We start from the raw sequence: 14757 nt of genomic DNA on the forward strand, positions 1-14757 counted from the left end.
GGTTACAGATGCAGTTCATCCTGCTTGTTCGTGTAGGTGCGCGGCGTGCGCGCTTGACGTTTTAACGCCAGCTGACGTTGCTGATAATGATGCAGCAACATGCCAAGCCCGAGGCCAATCAGCGCCAGCGGCAACAAGCTGTAATAGATATCAATCGGTAATAACACCAGCAATGCCACGCCGCTTAGCAACAAGGTCAGCGACGACATCACCCACGTATAGCGGATAAACAGCCACACCAACATCACGAAAATAACCACATCCCGCAGGTTCAGATCGAGGTTTTGCAGCACCATGATGGCAGCTCCAAAGAGGCGAATGTGCAAACAATATCACGCGAAATTGTAAAAGAATCGCAAATTAATCTGAAGCTTGTCAGCCAGTTAAGCGGCGATACATAAGCCGCTCTCATCTATTTCCCACCGCACTTTGAGAGTTTTACCCTTGTGTCACATGGCACGAGTGCCGATCCTGCTCTATTCTCGGGGAAAATGGATTCCTCCAGGTAATATCGAGGCGTTATGACCCACCAACCTCTGATTGCTGAGGTGCCGAATCAGCAACACACACTAACCGCGATCGTCGAGCAGGATGCGCGTACGGCTTATTTTTATATCTGGCCGAATGACCTGTTTCGCAGCCAATACGCGGTGCGCGGCTGCTGGCTGCGTAACCTGCTGCCTGCTCCCGCGCAGGAAGATCGTGAAGCGATGGAGCAGGGCATCGCGCCGCTGCTGAGTGCCGAGTATTGCCGCACGCTGGAAGCCGAGCCGATGCTCGATCCGGCGGGATTACAGGTGCTGTGGGAGCCCAGCGACGACGGCGCAGCGCTGTGGTATTACGGCCAATTGCTGGCGGTGATCCCCGGCTGGAGCCTGTATCAGGATAAGCAGGTGAGTTTTTCTGCTGCCTGCATCAAAGAGAATCGCCTGACTGCGCCGCTTGGATCGGCCTCCACCAACGATTACTACGCGCGCGCTGAACAGCAGCGTCACTTCTGGCGCGACTGGCACGACGGTCATTTGTGGGATGTGGTGCAGCGCGAGCTGATGCAGTGTTATCAGGCGCAGTTTGGCGAGTCGGTAAAATATTACTCCATCGATCAGGGCAACTGGCCGCCGATGGCGATTTCGCAGCACTTGCATAACGGCGTTTGGTACTTCCTCACCCTGGGAATGGGAATTCGTCCGATGCCGCAGGTGGATCATCTGTTTGACGAGCTGGCCCCGCAGTATCGCCGCGTCGAGCTGGCGATGGCGGTAGACGGTGAAGTGATGACCGAAGCCAACGCGGTGCAGATGGCGAGCGCGCTGGCTGAGTTTGCCCATCTGCCGTGGGCGCGCCTGACCTGGATTGGCGAAGGACATACGCTGGCGTCGGAAGTGGCACCGGTGGGCTTTGAAAGTTTCCTGCTGGCGAATGATTTAGCGCCCGAAGCGGCGCAGTTCCGCTTGCCAAAACGCGATGGCGATCGCGTGAATCTGCTGTGGTCCACGCCGATTACCGAAGCCGAACGCCAGTTTGCTCAGGCTGACGATCGCGGTGGACAACAGCTGCTGCAGCGTTTGCTGGCGGACGGTAATAATCATGTGTTCCGGCCACGGCAGGAAGTGGTGGAAACCCCCGCACCGTAAATCAGGTCGGCATCAATGCCGACCCTACGGTTTTAAATTATCACCCAAATCAACTATTTCACTGCTTTGTGATCCCGCTCACCTCAAGTTCCCTATTAACACGCCGTTAACCTCGATCAGGCAACTCGCCAACCAGGGTAAGGGCACACATAATGTTCAAAACAACACAATCCCGTTTCACCGCGACGCTTGTCGCCTTTTTTGCCGGTCTGATGCTGGTTACCGTGCTGGTAATCAATCAGTTCATCGCGCCGCAACTCTCCGAAAATGAAAGTCGTCTGGTGCGTTACGAAGTGGACGGCCTGGCCGGTCGCATTGTCGAGCAGATGAACCGCGTACAGGCGCAGCAGCGCGCCATTACCGAAGCCGCAGGCGTGATGGACAGCGCAGCCATCGATACCTTGCTGCCCGCCTTAGTTAACCAATATCAGGACAGCAATGTGTTCGGCGGCGGCATCTGGCCGTTACCGAACCGTCGCGATCCGGCCAAAGAGAAAAACAGCTCATTCTTTGCGCGCAACGCCAGCAACCAGCTGCAGGTCAACACCTACTGGAACTCGGATGCCGCCGACAAATACTGGGAGCAATCCTGGTACAAAGATGGTTTAGCCGCGCCTAAAGGCCAGTGCGCCTGGGCGAAAGCCTATCAGGATGCCGCCAGCCCGCAGCCGCGTACCAACTGCGCAATGGCGATCTATCGCGATGGCACCGCGTGGGGCGTGGCGACCATTGACGTGACGCTCGGCTTCTTCAACCAGCTGGCAAAACAGATGGGTGAGGCGATTCAGGGCCGCGTACTGATCGTTGAAGCTGACGGCAAAGTGGTGGGTAACGCCGCGCTGGTAGATGGCGCGCCGAAGCTGGAAAACCTCGCGGATACCCAGCTGCCGATGGCATCGGCGCTGAAAGGTCTGTTGGCGCAGGCGGGCAGCCAGCCCGCGCAAACCACCTTTGAAGGTGAAGATGGCGAACACACGCTGTTCGTGCAGGCGATTGCCGGCAGCCCGTGGTATCTCGCCAGTGATGTGCCGTCGAGCTTGCTGGATGCACAAACCCACAGCATGTTGACGCGTCTTGGTCTGGTGCAGATTCCGCTGGCGGTGATCCTGCTGCTGGTGCTGCTTGGCTTCGTGCGTGCCATGATGAAACGTCTCGCCGTGCTGAACAGCAACATTGAAGCCTTATCAACCGGCGGCGCCGATTTGACGCAGCGTCTGCCTGCCAGCAACAGCCCGGAGTTCAACGCCGTGGCGCAGAGCTTCAACCAGTTCATTGCTTATCTGCAAGGCCTGATGCGTCAGGTGGGCGACAGCGCGCTGGCGATTACGGCGGCTTCGCGTGAAATCGCCAGCGGCAACGCCGATCTCTCGGCGCGTACCGAATCGCAAGCCAGTTCGATTGTCGAAACGGCGGCGTCGATGGAAGAGCTGACCGGCACGGTGCGGCAGAACGCCGACAACGCCACGCACGCAAACCAGCTGGCGGATGGCGCATCGCAGGTTGCCGCACGCGGCACCGAAGTGGTGCGTCAGGTGGTCACCACCATGGGCGCGATCAATCACTCATCGCGCAAAGTGGTCGATATCATCAGCGTCATCGACAGCATCGCCTTCCAGACCAACATCCTGGCGCTGAACGCCGCGGTAGAAGCGGCGCGCGCCGGTGAACAGGGTCGCGGTTTTGCCGTGGTGGCATCGGAAGTGCGTAACCTGGCACAGCGCTCGGCTAACTCAGCGCGTGAAATCAAGAAGCTGATTGAGGAGTCGGTGGCGAATATCGATACCGGCAGCCAGCTGGTGGAGCAGGCCGGGCAAACCATGGATGAGCTGATGCAGGGCGTCAGCAGCGTGACCACGCTGATGAGCGAAATCATGTCGGCCAGCCGCGAGCAGAGCATGGGCATCGATCAGGTGAACGTGGCGATTACTCAACTGGATGGCAGTACTCAGCAGAACGCCGCGCTGGTCGAGCAGGTTTCCGCCGCCGCGCAGTCGATGCAGCAGCAGAGTGTGCAGCTGGAGCAGGTGGTGCAGAGTTTCAAGTTGTAAGTTTTTGGATGCGGTCGCCATAAATGGCGACCCTACAAAATCTCCCGGCCGTCGAAAAATTGCGGCCGCCACAACTCTCCCGTAGGGTCGCCATTTATGGCGACCTTCTCACCCTCCGCACACATCTCCTCCATTAACGCCGTTCCCCGCCTTTTTATGCTGAATTGCCCGCCGGCTGCTACGCTTTAGTGTGCCCACGTTAACGCACGGAATGTGCGCTATTTCCTCCATCAACCCTGTGGAGGTTGTGTACAATAGCTGCGAATTTTCCGAAGGAGTTGTCATGCCCGCCATTGAAGTTATTCTCGTTGACCACCTCGATCGTCCTATCGGCAAAATGGAAAAGCTGGAAGTGCATGAAAAAGGATTGCTGCATCGCGCGGTGACGGTTTACGTGTTCAATTCGCGCCATGAAGTGCTGCTGCAGCGCCGTGCCAGCAGTAAATATCACTGTGGTGGCTTGTGGAGTAACACCTGCTGCAGTCATCCCTATCCGCAGGAATCAACGCGCGACGCCGCCGAGCGCCGTTTGCGTGAAGAGATGGGCATGAATGTGGCGTTAACACCGGTGTTTGAGCTGAGCTACAACCTGCCGCTGAGCAACGGGTTAACCGAGCATGAATATGGCCACGTGTTCTTCGCCATCAGCGACGAGCAGCCGGTGCTGAATCCGGAAGAGGCAGACGCGTGGTGCTACCGTTCGATAGCGCAGATTCAGCAGGAGATGCAGGAGAATCCGGCGCAGTTCACGCCGTGGTTTTTGCATACCTTCCCGCGAATCCCCAATACGCTTGGGGAGTTTCGCCTGACGGCGTAATGGCAGAGGTCGCCATAAATGGCGACCCTACGAGGTGATGTCGCCATTTATGGCGACCTCTGTTAATCCATCACTGAAAATCTTCCGCATCCACGTCGTAACCCGACGGCTCCCAGCGAATCGCCAGCAGCGCCAGTAAGCCAATCAGCGGCGCAAGGAAAATCACCCAGAACACGCCAGTGCCGAAGGCCGCCACCAGCAGCGGGAAAGCAAACAGCGACACGGTTGAGCTACCGCGCATCAGCGTCTGGTTGAAGCCGACGCCGACACCGCGCAGAGAAGCCGGATAGCTCAGCGAGGCAAACGTCATGGTGTGCGAGCCGGGACCAAAACCCTGACCAAACAGGAACAGCGCCAGCATGGCAATCGCCACTGCCGCCTGTTCGCCGCCTTCCGGACGACCAATCAATGCCAACCCGAGCAGCGCCACGCACTGACAGGCGTAACCGGCCACCGACATCTTCCACGCGCCTAGACGCGGCACCAGCCGCACCGCCAGCAAGCCGCCGACAAAGGCAAACAGCAGATTCAGCGCCAGCGACACCAGAATGGTGGTCAGCATCGATTGCGCAAAGAAGCTGGAGATAATCACCGGCAAACCAAACGCCACCGCGTTATAGGCAAACGACGAGGCGATCGAGGTGACGGTAGCCAGAATCGTACGACGGCGATAAACGCCCTGCAGCAGCGCGCCGTAGTTGCGCCAGCTGGCTTTGCGCACCGCTTTCTGCGGCGTTAGATCGGCGTCATCCGCCACCTGCGCGTTGATGTTGTAGGAGTTGCGCAGAATCTCCGCCGCGCCCTTCAGGTTGCCCTGATTGGCTGCCCAAATTGGTGATTCACTCATGTAGCGGCTGCGAATGGCGATGATCAGCAGCGCAGGTACCGCACCAAATCCCAGAATCAAACGCCACAGCCAATCGGTGTGGCTTTCGGGCAATACCGCATACAGCAGCAGGACCAGCAGATAGGAAATACTGATCGCTGCGTACCACGTCGGACACCACATCGCCACGCTGGCGGCCTTGTTACCTTGCCCGCGCAGCTTGGAAAATTCGGCGAGAAACGCCATCGCCACCGGCAAATCAATCCCCACACCGAGGCCCATCACAAAGCGCGCGCCGGCCAGCACATACTCGTTTGGCGCAAACGCACAGGCCAATGCTGCCACCACGAAGAAGAACATATCGGCCATAAACACACGATAGCGGCCAATTTTGTCAGTGAGGTAGCCGCCAATCAGCGCCCCGACAATCGCACCAAAGGTAATCGCCGATGCCACCATGCCGGTGCCCGCTGGCGTAAGCTGGAACTCACGCGTCACGTCTTTGATGCCAAAGGCTAATGCGCCGAGATCGTAGGCGTCGAGAAATACGCCGCCCAGCGCAATGGCGATAACGATGCGCGCGTTGCTGCGCGATTCGTCGCTGTTGTTGACTAGTCCGGAGACGTCGGCCGCGCTGCGGATCCATTTGGTCTCGCCGGTTGGTGTATTCCCTGCCTGCGCGACGTGCGCCGGAGAAGCTAAGTCGGTCATGATGTTTTGTAATTTATTGTAATGAGTGGGACTGTGAGCATAAGCCGCCACCGAAGCATCGAAAATTCCAATTGGTTATATGTGCTGCGTTTTGGTTATAACCGTTGCGATATTGATAGCAAAAAAAGCACGAAGTAAGCCGCTTGACCGCGCCCATCCCGATTCGCCAGGCTACGCTTGATAGTCACACAATGAAAACAAATGAGGGAAGCGAGATGATAAAGCAGGGTTTATTGGGAATGATTGCATTGGCAATGAGCGTGGGTGCAGCGCAGGCGGCGGATCCGGTCAAAGTCGGTTCCAAGATTGATACCGAAGGCTCGCTACTCGGCAACATCATCCTGCAGGTGCTGGACAAGCACGGGGTAAAAACCGTCAACAAAATCCAGCTCGGTACTACGCAAGTGGTACGCGGTGCGATTACCGCCGGCGAGCTGGATATCTACCCGGAATACACCGGCAACGGCGCGTTCTTCTTCAACGATGAGAAAGACACGGCGTGGAAAAACGCTCAGCAGGGCTACGAGAAAGTGAAGAAACTCGACGCCGAGAAAAATCATCTGGTGTGGCTGACGCCCGCGCCGGCCAACAATACCTGGACCATTGCGGTGCGCGGCGACGTAGCGCAGAAGAACAACCTCAACTCGCTGGACGATCTCAGCGCCTACCTGAAAAAAGGTGGCACCTTCAAGCTGGCCGCCTCGGCGGAATTTATCGAACGTAGCGATGCCTTACCGGCGTTTGAAAAAGCCTACAACTTCAAGCTTGAGCAGGCGCAGCTGCTGTCGCTGGCCGGTGGTGACACCGCCGTGACCATCAAAGCGGCAGCGCAGCAAACCTCCGGCGTGAACGCGGCGATGGCGTACGGCACCGACGGTCCAGTGGCGGCGCTGGGCCTGCAAACGCTGAGCGATCCGAAAGGCGTACAGCCAATTTATGCCCCTGCGCCGGTGATCCGCGAAAGCGTGCTCAAGCAATATCCTGACATCGGCAACTGGCTGCAGCCGGTCTTCAGCAAGCTGGATGAGAAAACCCTGCAGCAGCTAAATGCGCAGATCGCGGTGGATGGTCAGGATGCCAGCCAGGTCGCGAAACAGTGGTTACAGACCAATAAGTTGCTGTAAGCAGTGTCGTCGTTGTTACTCAGACCGCGCCAGCAGCCGGTGCTGCTGGTGTTAATCACGCTTATCACGCTGGCGCTGTTTGCCTTACCGCTGCTGAGCTTTGCTGCCAATCGGCTGGTATCGGGCCAGCCGCTGACCTTCTGGCAGGTGACCAACAGCGCACTGCTGTTGATTCCGCTGCTGTGGCTTTGGCAGAGCTTGTGGTGGCCCCCGCGCCGCATCCACGCGATAACGGTGCTGCTGGCTGCGGAGTTGCTGCTGGTCTTGCTCATCTGGCTAGCCGGACAGCAGGCCAGCGAACTGGCGAACAGCGGCAGCCCGCTGGCACGCACCGCGTTTGGTAGCGGCTTGTGGTGCGCGGCGGCGCTGGCGCTGCTGCTGGCGGCGGAAGCGATACGGCAAATCACGCGCAGTACGCCGTGGCGGATTGTGCTCAATCTACAAATCTGGCTGTTGCCGCTGGTGTTGTTACTCAGCGGTCATCTCGATCGTCTCTCGCTTATGAAAGAGTACGCCAACCGTACGGCGGTGTTTGACGCGGCCTTCACGCAGCATTTGTGGCTGCTGGGCGGCACGCTGCTGCCGACGGTAATCATCGGTTTGCCGCTCGGCCTGGCGATTGCGCGCCGTCCGCGCTGGCAAAACGCCGCGTTTAGCGTGCTCAATCTGATCCAAACCGTGCCGTCGGTGGCGCTGTTCGGCTTGCTGATTGCGCCGCTGGCAGGATTGGTGGCGCATTTCCCGGTTCTGGCCCGCTGGGGCATCAGCGGCATCGGCATCGCTCCAGCATTGATTGCGCTGGTGCTCTACGCGCTGTTACCGCTGGTGCGCAGCGTGGTGGCCGGTTTGCAGCAGGTGCCGCAGGAAGTGCGTGAAACCGCGCGCGGCATGGGCATGAGTGCGTGGCAACAGTTCTGGCACGCCGAGCTGCCGCTGGCGCTGCCGGTGTGGCTCTCCGGGCTGCGCGTGGTGGTGGTACAAACCGTTGGCCTTGCGGTGGTCGCAGCGCTGATTGGGGCAGGCGGATTCGGCGCCATTGTTTTTCAGGGATTGCTGAGCAGCGCGCTGGATCTGGTGCTGCTGGGCGTGATTCCGGTGGTGGCGCTGGCGGTGATTTTTGATGCACTGCTGCGTTTACTGTCGGCACTGCTGGAGAGACGTCATGATTGAATTTCACCAGGTGAGCAAAGTGTTCGCCGGCAAAGAGGCGATACGTAACCTGTCGCTGAAGATTGAGAAGGGCAGTTTTACCGTGCTAATCGGCACGTCCGGTTCCGGCAAATCGACCACGCTGAAGATGATCAATCGGCTGGTGGAGCACGACAGCGGCGAAATCCGCTTTGCCGGAGAAGCCATCGAAACCATGGATGCGCGCGCGCTGCGCCGCCGCATCGGCTACGCCATTCAGTCGATTGGCCTGTTTCCACACTGGAACGTGGCGAAGAACATCGGCACCGTGCCGTCACTGCTCGGCTGGCCGCAGGCGAAGATCAACCAACGCGTCGAAGAGCTGCTGGCGCTGCTCAATCTCGATAGCCATCTGGCGACGCGCATGCCGCATCAGCTGTCGGGCGGACAGCAGCAGCGCGTCGGCGTGGCGCGTGCGCTGGCGGCCGATCCCGAATTGCTGCTGATGGATGAACCCTTCGGCGCGCTCGATCCGGTTAACCGTCTGGCGCTGCAACACGAGATGCTGCGCATCCAGAAAATGTCCGGTCGTACCGTGGTGCTGGTGACGCATGACATCGACGAAGCGCTGACGCTGGCCGATCAGCTGGTGCTGATGGACGGCGGAGAAATCGTGCAGCAGGGCAGGCCGATCGATCTGCTGACGCAGCCGGTGAATGACTTTGCCCGCGAGTTCTTTGGTCGCAGCGAGCTCGGCGTGCGTTTGCTGGCGCTGGGGCGTGCGGGCAGCGCGGCACGACGCGGTGAATGGCTCGATGCCGAACCGATTGCCGCATCGTTGACGCTGCGTGAAGCGCTGTCGCAGTTTATTGCACGCCGCACCGACAAATTGCCGGTGATCGATCAACATCAGCAGCCGCTCGGCGTGCTGCACTTCAGCGATCTGCTGCGCCAGCGGGAGGCGAGCTGATGCGGCTGTTACGCGATCCGCTTTACTGGCTGTTGGCGGCTTTTCTGCTGCTGCTGTGGGGCTTGCCGCACAGCGGTCCGCTGTTTGCCCACTGGTTTCCACAGCTGGAGCGTCCGCTCTATCAGCAGGAGAGTTTCTGGCGGCTGGCGCTGGCGCATCTGGCGTTAGTGGTCAGCGGCAGCCTGTTGGCGTTGCTGGTTGGCGTTGGCTGTGCGGTGTTTGCTACGCGTCACGCCGGTCGCGCCTTTCGTCCGCTGCTGGAAACGGTGGCTGCGGCCGGGCAGACTTTTCCGCCGGTTGCGGTGTTAGCGATTGCGGTGCCGGTGATGGGATTTGGTGCGACGCCCGCGGTGATGGCGCTGTTTCTCTACGGCTTGCTGCCGATTTTACAGGGCACGCTGGCGGGCTTAGATAGCGTACCGGCCAGCAATCGTGAAATCGCGGTCGGCCTTGGCATGGGGCCGTGGCGACGCTTGTGGCAGATTGAGCTGGCGCTGGCAGCACCGGTGATTATGGCGGGCGTGCGAACCTCGGTGATGATCAACATCGGCACGGCAACCATCGCTTCCACGGTGGGCGCGGAGAGTCTTGGATCGCCGGTGATTATCGGTCTAAGCGGCTTTAACACCGCCTATGTGATTCAGGGCGCCCTGCTGGTGGCGCTGCTGGCGTTGATTTGCGATCGCCTGCTAGAGCGCGTGCAGCGCAAACTTAGTTGGTATGCACAATGAGGCTGTAGCCGACCAGCATCATGCCGCCCATGCCGCCAAGCGCCATGATGGCAAACAGGGAACCGATGAGGAGTTTATTCCAGTTCATGTGGAGACCTGAGAAAAGAAATTTAGGGCGGCATGATAACGCGCACACCACGCCAGGCAAAGGCCGTGTGTGCGATTTTTAGTTACGCGGGATCGTGCAGGTGAATGGCAAAACCTTGTGCCTGCCAGTGCTCAAACTGTTCGACCTGGCGACGCGTCGGCTTTTTGCCGGTCCAGATAAACAGGTTTTGTCCGGGGAATAACTCAGGGCGCGGCATGTCCAGCGGTTCCGCCAACACATCCATGCGCCAGCCTTGCTGCGACAAACGCCAGGCTTCCAGCCAGATGCGGGTACGATCTTCCACCGCCCAGCCAATCATCAGCGCATCTTTACCGGCTTTTTTACGCCCACCGGCCAGACAAAACGCCACATAATCAATCAGCGCGCCATCTAGCAGGCTGCACATGGTGCGCGCAGTATTTTGATCTAAACCGAGACGCTGACGAACCGGCACGAACACGTGATCGATCAGCGCATCTACCGGATGTTCCCGGCCAATGGTGGCAATTTTGACGCGCAGTTTTGCTGGGCGAACGTGACGCAGCACGCTCATCAACTCTTCCTGCAGCGCCGACCAACCGTCATGCACATTGACGGTAGCACCTTCCAGCAACGCTTTTACTTTGCCGACGGGCACGCCGCTCTCTATCCAGCGTTTTATCTCTTCGATACGCTGAACATCTTCATCATCAAACTGCCGATGACCACCTTCGGTGCGCTGGGGTTTTAACAGACCGTAACGTCGCTGCCAGGCGCGAAGCGTTACCGGGTTGATTCCACAGCGTTCGGCCACATCCCCGATACTGTATAAGGCCATAGACTCCTCGAAAATACTGACCTGCATAACAACACCTTAACCCCCACGCTTGGGTTGTACAACGATTTTTTAGTTGTACAACTTGACCTTGTTTAGGATTCGTAGTGTTATCTCACATATGAGATTTATTTCCCATAAATGAGAGGTAAAGATGTCTGCTTCGGATACCGACGATCGACTGGCGGCACGACTGGCCGAATTACGCGTACAGCGCGGTTGGTCATTAGATGATTTGGCGATGGCGACCGGCATCAGTCGGGCGTCATTGTCGCGCATTGAACGCGCTGAAACGAGCCCAACAGCCGCTTTGCTTAACCGGCTTTGCGTGGCTTATGGATTGACCATGTCGCGCCTGCTCAGCGAGGTGGAAGAGGAGGCCGCGCTGCTGCTGAAAACGGAGCAACAGCCGGTGTGGCGCGACGACGCCAGCGGTTTCCAGCGCCGCAACGTATCACCGCCCGCCAGCCACTTTAAAGCGGAACTGGTGGAAGGCGTGCTGCGTCCCGGTGCGCGTATTGATTACGACGCGCCGCCAATTCAGGGACTGGAGCAGCACATCTGGCTGCAATCGGGCGAGCTGACCATCAGCATGGACGATCAACACTGGACGCTGCAGGCGGGTGACTGTCTGCGCTTCCACCTCACTGGCAAATCCGCGTTTGCCGCCCATGCCGAAGGCGGCGCGCGCTACATTTTGGTGGTATGCAAACCATGATTGACATCGAACGTCTCAGCGCCACCCAGGCGCAGCCGCTGCTGGCGGCATTGTGTGATGTGCTGCAGGGCTGCGTCGCCGACGGCGCCAGCGTGGGCTTTATTGATGCCAGCGATCGCGCGGCCATTGAGCGTTTCTGGCAGGACAAAATTTACAGCCTGGCGAGCGGCGACAATCAGCTGTTGGTGGCGTATCAGCAGGGCGTGATTGTGGCGACGGTGATGGTAGGTTTCAGCGCGATGCCGAACGGTCGCCATCGTGCGGAGATCAGCAAGCTGCTGGTGCATCCGCGCGCCAGACGGCAGGGCATTGCGCGCCGCCTGATGCAGCAGGCCGAACAACTGGCGGCAGAGCAGGGCAAAACCTTGCTGGTGCTGGACACGCGCAGCGGCGACGTGGCGACGGATTTGTATTTGTCGATGGATTGGCAGATTGCGGGGTCGATTCCAATGTATGCCGAGTCAACTGAAGGTGTGCTGGATGCGACCACGGTGATGTTTAAGCTGCTGCGTTGACCAGGTCGGCATAAATGCCGCCCCTACGGTAGGGTCGCCATTCATGGCGACCTGTACAAAACTCTGCACCAAATCAGTGCGCCGCCTCTCCCTCTGCCACGCCCAGCGCCTGCATAAACAGCCGGATAATCGGGTTTATTTTGCGGCCCTTCTTCATCATCAAACAAAACGGGTTTTCACGGCGAATCGAATCATCGCCCAACTCACACAGCTGACCACGCGCAATAAACGCGGCGGCATAATGATCCGGTAAATAACCAATAAAATGGCCGGTTAAAATCAACATGGCGACAGATTCAACCTGAACTGCCTGCGCACCGCTGTCCTGCAACGGAATGATGCGACGATCGTCGCGTGGCGTCACATATAAATGATTAATGATTTTCTGCTCACGTAATATTTCCAGTGAGATGTTTTTATCACACGAGCCGGAATATAAAGGATGTGACATGGAGCAATATAATTTTGAATATTCCTTATAAAGCGGGAAGTAATCAAAATCACTTTTCATTTCATAAACCGGTGCAATGCCACAATGAAAACGGCCTTCGCTGATGCCGCGTTCAATATCATCTAATTGCGCGGTTTGCAGTCGAATTTGTACCTTTGGCGCTTTCTGGTGCAGCTGTTGCACCGCGGCGGTGACCGGTGATTGCGGATCCGAAATAGTGTTATCCACCACGCAAATGGCAATGTCACCCAGCAGTTCATTGCGGCTGTTGTGCAGCCGCTCGCGAAACAGATTCAGCGAGACGAACAGCTCCAGCGTGGCCTGATAGACGTTGATGCCGTATTGCGTCAGCTCAAAACCTTCGCGTCCACGGCTGCACAATGTCATGCCGAGACGAATTTCCAGATCGGAAACCTGTTTACTGATCGCCGCCAAACCAATATTGAGTTCGTGACTGGCAGCGGTTAATCCGCCGGCTTCCACCACGCATTTAAATACCCGCAGTAATTTTAAATCGATATTACTCAGTGCCAGAACCGCATTATCGCTGCGATTATTTGCATTGTTTCCGGACTGGGAAACTTTACTTTCCATTTTTGCTATTCAACTCCGGAATAATTGCGGTGAAAGTACAGTGAACCTGAAATAGGCCCTATTTACCAGTGTAGCCATAAAATAAGTTTTTATTATCTCAACTGGCTCACCCATATCTTTTTCATATCGCTGATGATTATCTGTAAGGGGAAATAGCATGTCTGATAATGCCGAACTGTTATGGGGCGCGCGTTTCAAAGCGGCACCGGCGGCGAGTTTAACCGCGCTGTCTCGTAGCCCGGATTATTACTTTGCATTGGCACCTTACGATCTGGCGGGCTGCCGGGCGCATGCCCGTGAACTGGCGCGCGGCGAACTGCTGAGCGCCGAAGAGCTCAGCACCATGCTGGACGCCATTGACGCCTTAGACGCCGATTATCGCGCCGGTCAGCTGCATCCAATTGCCGCCGACGAAGATGTGCACACCTTTATCGAACGCGCGCTGACCGAGCGTTTAGGCCCGCTGGGCGGCAAGCTGCGCGCCGGGCGTTCACGCAACGATCAAACCGTTAACGACTTGCGTCTTTACCTGCGCGACAACGGCCGCAAAGTGGTCAGCGCCTTGCTGGTACTGCAGCAGGCGCTGGTCGAGCAGGCGGCGCAGCACACCGAAAGCGTCGCACCCGGTTTCACACATCTGCAGCAGGCGCAGCCGATTGTGTTCGGCCATCAGCTGCTGGCCCACGCGCAATCCTTCGCCCGCGATATTGAACGCATGCAGGATTGGGATCGCCGCAGCGCGCGCTGTCCGCTCGGTGCTGCGGCAATGGCCGGTTCCGCCATTGCGCGTCAGCCGGAGCAAGCCGCCGCCGATCTCGCCTACCTCGCGCCGTGTGAAAACTCCATCGATGCCGTGGCCAGCCGCGACTACGCCGCTGAATTCCTGTTCGTCACCAGCATGATCGGCATCAACCTGTCACGCCTGTGCGAAGAGGTGTGCATGTGGGCATCCCGCCAGTTCCGCTGGGTCGAGCTGCACGACAGCTACGCCACCGGCAGTTCCATCATGCCGCAGAAGAAAAACCCGGACATCGCCGAACTGACGCGCGGTCGCTCTGGCCGCCTGGTCGGCAACCTGATGGCGCTGCTCACCACCATGAAAGCGATGCCGCTCTCCTATAACCGCGACCTCAGCGACGACAAACGCAACGTGATTGATGCGGTGGATACGCTGCTGCTGGTGCTGCCAGCGATGGCGGGCATGATGGCGACGCTGAAATTCAACACCGACGTGATGCGTGAGCAGGCGCCGGATGGCTTCACGCTGGCGACCGAAGTGGCCGACTGGCTTGCGATGCGCGGCGTGCCGTTCCGCGAAGCGCATGAGATCACCGGCCAGCTGGTGCAGCTGTGCGAGCGCGAAAACTGCGGTCTGTCGGATCTCAGCGATGCGCAGCTGCACGCGGTGGATGCCCGCTTAACGCCGGAAGTACGCAGCGCCCTGACGCTGGAAGCGGCGCTGGCGGCCCGCAGCGGCTACGGCGGTACCGCACCGGCACGCGTGCGTGAGCAACTGGCGCGCTTGCAAACCCTGATGCAGGACCAGCAGCGCTGGACTGAAGATTACGCTGGCCCACGCGCCTGAGGA

General features: G+C 58.4%; 14 protein-coding genes. 10 read left to right on the top strand and 4 right to left on the bottom strand.

Translation table 11 applies throughout. The features are described from left to right. Positions 1-2 precede the first annotated feature (2 nt). Positions 3-296 (bottom strand): hypothetical protein, encoded by a 294-nt coding sequence (locus NR302_RS06265; RefSeq protein WP_008102643.1) that lies wholly within the window; start codon positions 294-296, stop codon positions 3-5. Between the two features lie 225 nt (positions 297-521). Here NR302_RS06265 and NR302_RS06270 point away from each other — a divergent pair, with 225 nt between their 5' ends. From NR302_RS06270 to idi, 3 genes are all read left to right on the top strand, one after another. Further along, positions 522-1634 (top strand): suppressor of fused domain protein, encoded by a 1113-nt coding sequence (locus NR302_RS06270; protein WP_008102641.1) that lies wholly within the window; start codon positions 522-524, stop codon positions 1632-1634. A gap of 152 nt (positions 1635-1786) precedes the next feature. Next, positions 1787-3682: a methyl-accepting chemotaxis protein gene (locus tag NR302_RS06275; protein WP_258144806.1), complete on the top strand. Its 1896-nt coding sequence runs from the start codon at positions 1787-1789 to the stop codon at positions 3680-3682. A gap of 283 nt (positions 3683-3965) precedes the next feature. Next, a complete protein-coding gene (idi, locus tag NR302_RS06280; protein WP_192236588.1) occupies positions 3966-4499 on the top strand; it encodes an isopentenyl-diphosphate Delta-isomerase in 534 nt (177 codons plus the stop codon). Between the two features lie 70 nt (positions 4500-4569). Here idi and NR302_RS06285 read toward each other — a convergent pair whose 3' ends face one another. Next, a complete protein-coding gene (locus NR302_RS06285; protein ID WP_154181421.1) occupies positions 4570-6036 on the bottom strand; it encodes an MFS transporter in 1467 nt (488 codons plus the stop codon). Positions 6037-6251: 215 nt separating this feature from the next. Between NR302_RS06285 and NR302_RS06290 the strand changes: the two genes are divergently transcribed. The 4 genes from NR302_RS06290 to NR302_RS06305 are packed head-to-tail and all read left to right on the top strand — an operon-like array spanning position 6252 to position 9989. Beyond that, positions 6252-7160 carry an ABC transporter substrate-binding protein gene (locus NR302_RS06290; protein WP_008102632.1) on the top strand — a complete coding sequence of 303 codons (909 nt, stop codon included), beginning with the start codon at positions 6252-6254 and terminating at the stop codon, positions 7158-7160. 3 nt (positions 7161-7163) lie between these two features. After that, positions 7164-8330: an ABC transporter permease gene (locus NR302_RS06295; protein ID WP_258144807.1), complete on the top strand. Its 1167-nt coding sequence runs from the start codon at positions 7164-7166 to the stop codon at positions 8328-8330. Further along, positions 8323-9258 carry an ABC transporter ATP-binding protein gene (locus tag NR302_RS06300; protein WP_154153219.1) on the top strand — a complete coding sequence of 312 codons (936 nt, stop codon included), beginning with the start codon at positions 8323-8325 and terminating at the stop codon, positions 9256-9258. Before NR302_RS06295 ends, NR302_RS06300 begins: the two co-directional genes overlap by 8 nt. After that, positions 9258-9989, top strand: a complete 732-nt coding sequence (locus NR302_RS06305; protein ID WP_061717283.1) for an ABC transporter permease — start codon at positions 9258-9260, stop codon at positions 9987-9989. The genes NR302_RS06300 and NR302_RS06305 overlap by 1 nt, the downstream gene beginning before the upstream one ends. A gap of 170 nt (positions 9990-10159) precedes the next feature. Here NR302_RS06305 and NR302_RS06310 read toward each other — a convergent pair whose 3' ends face one another. Then, the gene (locus tag NR302_RS06310) at positions 10160-10894 is read right to left on the bottom strand and encodes a MerR family transcriptional regulator (RefSeq protein WP_008102616.1); all 735 of its coding nucleotides are present in this window, start codon (positions 10892-10894) and stop codon (positions 10160-10162) included. Positions 10895-11045: 151 nt separating this feature from the next. Here NR302_RS06310 and NR302_RS06315 point away from each other — a divergent pair, with 151 nt between their 5' ends. Both NR302_RS06315 and NR302_RS06320 read left to right on the top strand, forming a co-directional pair. Continuing rightward, positions 11046-11609, top strand: coding sequence for a helix-turn-helix domain-containing protein (locus NR302_RS06315; RefSeq protein WP_258144808.1), 564 nt, complete (start codon positions 11046-11048; stop codon positions 11607-11609). Further along, positions 11606-12124: a GNAT family N-acetyltransferase gene (locus NR302_RS06320; RefSeq protein ID WP_258144809.1), complete on the top strand. Its 519-nt coding sequence runs from the start codon at positions 11606-11608 to the stop codon at positions 12122-12124. Before NR302_RS06315 ends, NR302_RS06320 begins: the two co-directional genes overlap by 4 nt. Before the next feature lie 73 nt (positions 12125-12197). Here NR302_RS06320 and NR302_RS06325 read toward each other — a convergent pair whose 3' ends face one another. Next, positions 12198-13169 carry a LysR family transcriptional regulator gene (locus NR302_RS06325; protein ID WP_154153209.1) on the bottom strand — a complete coding sequence of 324 codons (972 nt, stop codon included), beginning with the start codon at positions 13167-13169 and terminating at the stop codon, positions 12198-12200. 157 nt (positions 13170-13326) lie between these two features. Between NR302_RS06325 and argH the strand changes: the two genes are divergently transcribed. Continuing rightward, positions 13327-14754 carry an argininosuccinate lyase gene (argH, locus tag NR302_RS06330; protein ID WP_258144810.1) on the top strand — a complete coding sequence of 476 codons (1428 nt, stop codon included), beginning with the start codon at positions 13327-13329 and terminating at the stop codon, positions 14752-14754. Positions 14755-14757 lie beyond the last annotated feature (3 nt).

Source organism: Pantoea sp. SOD02 (genome assembly GCF_024707505.1).
GTDB classification, from domain to species: domain Bacteria; phylum Pseudomonadota; class Gammaproteobacteria; order Enterobacterales; family Enterobacteriaceae; genus Pantoea; species Pantoea symbiotica.